The 2,084-nt window shown below is 33.6% G+C and carries 3 protein-coding genes; all 3 read left to right on the top strand.

The window, feature by feature from the left end:
- Positions 1–167: 167 nt before the first annotated feature.
- The 3 genes from AC1EUY_RS15950 to AC1EUY_RS15940 all read left to right on the top strand — a co-directional run bounded on the left by AC1EUY_RS15950 (position 168) and on the right by AC1EUY_RS15940 (position 1,550).
- On the top strand, positions 168–608 hold the full coding sequence (locus AC1EUY_RS15950; RefSeq protein ID WP_480196545.1) for a hypothetical protein: 441 nt from the start codon (positions 168–170) through the stop codon (positions 606–608).
- Between the two features lie 265 nt (positions 609–873).
- A complete protein-coding gene (locus tag AC1EUY_RS15945) occupies positions 874–1,206 on the top strand; it encodes a type II toxin-antitoxin system RelE/ParE family toxin (RefSeq protein WP_480196544.1) in 333 nt (110 codons plus the stop codon).
- An 11-nt stretch (positions 1,207–1,217) separates the two neighbouring features.
- Positions 1,218–1,550, top strand: a complete 333-nt coding sequence (locus tag AC1EUY_RS15940; RefSeq protein ID WP_138851349.1) for a helix-turn-helix domain-containing protein — start codon at positions 1,218–1,220, stop codon at positions 1,548–1,550.
- Positions 1,551–2,084: the final 534 nt, after the last annotated feature.

Here is a 2,084-nt window from a genome sequence, read left to right as displayed (position 1 = left end):
AAGCCATCCCTCATAGACCCAAAAAACTTCAGTACGTAGGCTAACGTAAAATTGAGTAAATTGGGGCAAGAAATTTGAATAAAAAATGCAAAATTTGATTATTTATAAAATACTGATTTTCAAAAACATAATTTTACGTTAGTCAGAAGTACGGAAAAATGAAAGGATTGAAAATAATAGACGATGAATTATATTGTTTCATTGAAGATGCTATTTTGAATGAAAACGACACTTATTTTCAGATTAGTGGAGATTTTGTTAATGGATACAAAGTTGAAAAAGCTAAAAGAATAGAAAATATAGAAGAGGATAACAATGGGACTGAATTATATCCATCTCTTACAGACAGTAATAATGATTTTTATGCAACAGCTGGAGAAACAAGCTGGGGAGGAAATGGATTTGTTGCATTGAAAAAAATAAAAACGGATTCTTATAAATGGGTTTTACATCTGTCCTCTATGAACAACCCTAAAAAAATAACTATTGAGAATAACGTAATTCGAGTAAGAACTGACTTAAACTATCCTGATGGAATTGATTTTGTAATACCAATAGAAAACCCTGAAAAGTTTAAAGTAGTAAAACCTACAGCTAACAATGGCTAAAATTAATACGGGCTTTGGTGCTTAATCCAAAGTTTAATGTATTTTTATAAAGTCCGCCAAATCTTTTGATTTGGCTTTAAAACTGAAAAAGATAAAACAAAATAAAAAGTTTTGGCTAAGTGCTTAATCGGAAATTAATCGCTTATTAACTTCCGTACTAACCTTAGCCGAAGCCGTTATCTTTAATGTTAACCATATTTCAAAAGTTTCCATATAATTCAACTTTTTTACTTATATTTGCCCTATAAATGGACATTTAAACTGAATGGAAAGAAGATTTGAAGTCGTTTTTCTTAAACAGGCCATAGAATTTATGTCTAAGGTCGACAAGAAAGCAAAAGCCAAGATTTACTATAATCTGGACAAGGCCAAACTTGGACTTGACCCCAAACTGTTCAAAAAACTAACAGAAGATGTTTGGGAATTCAGAACTAAATATAGAGGACTTCAATACCGACTTTTCGCATTCTGGGACAGGACTGGTAAAACCGAAACGCTTGTGATTTCTACACACGGAATAGTCAAAAAAACAGACAAAGTTCCTAAAGCTGAAATCGAGAAAGCAAAACAGATTCGAAAAGAATATTTCGAGCAATAAAAACAAAGGTTATGGAAACAAAAAAGAAAAAAATGAAGATGATGACCCTTGACCAAATGAAGGACAAGGATATTGGAAAAATCGGAACTGAAGAAAGGGACAAGTACGAGTTCGATTTGCGAATGGAAGTTCTTGGAGAAATGATAAAGTCAGTCCGAAAAGAAAGGAAACTGACCCAAGAACAACTAGGAGAATTAATCGGAGTTCAAAAATCACAAATCTCTAAATTGGAGCGAAGTGCAAAGAATGTAACAATCGAAACTATTTTGAAAGTTTTCAATGCTCTAAAAGCAAATATTAAGTTTAGCGTACAAATGAATGATGCAGAATTCAAGGTTGCGTAAAAAACACTAAAGATAACAATGCCTAAACGTAATGCGGAGTTTAGGGCAAAACCGAAAGGTCTGTGTATATTTAGGAAGTCGCTAAATCTTATGAATTTAGCTTTGGACAAGAAAAGAAAAAGCAAAACAATAAGCTTTAGCTTTGTACGCAGACGGAAACGAAAAGTTTCCCTACTTCCGCACTACGCTTAGCCGTACCGTTGTGCGCAATCCCTCATAGACCCAAAAAACTTCAGTACGTTGGCTAACGTAAAATTCGTAATTTACTGTTCATTAACTTTAGCTCTTTGCAAGGCCGTTTTTCAAAGTGTTATTGGAAAAAAGCTAAAGAATTAGGAGCTGATTATGCACAAGAAAGAATTGAAAAGTATTGTGAATAAAGTAAAAGCACAGTTTACAACAATGTATAACCGCAATTACGGCGGATTCGACTACGTCCGAATCCACTCGGAATTGCTAACGTCTGTGCTTAACCGAAAATTAACGCATATTAATCCGTAACTGACGGTTATACGAGACCGTTGGCAATAATAT

The organism is Maritimimonas sp. 2210JD6-3 (assembly GCF_056591795.1).
This window is presented reverse-complemented; position numbering and strand designations above follow the sequence as displayed.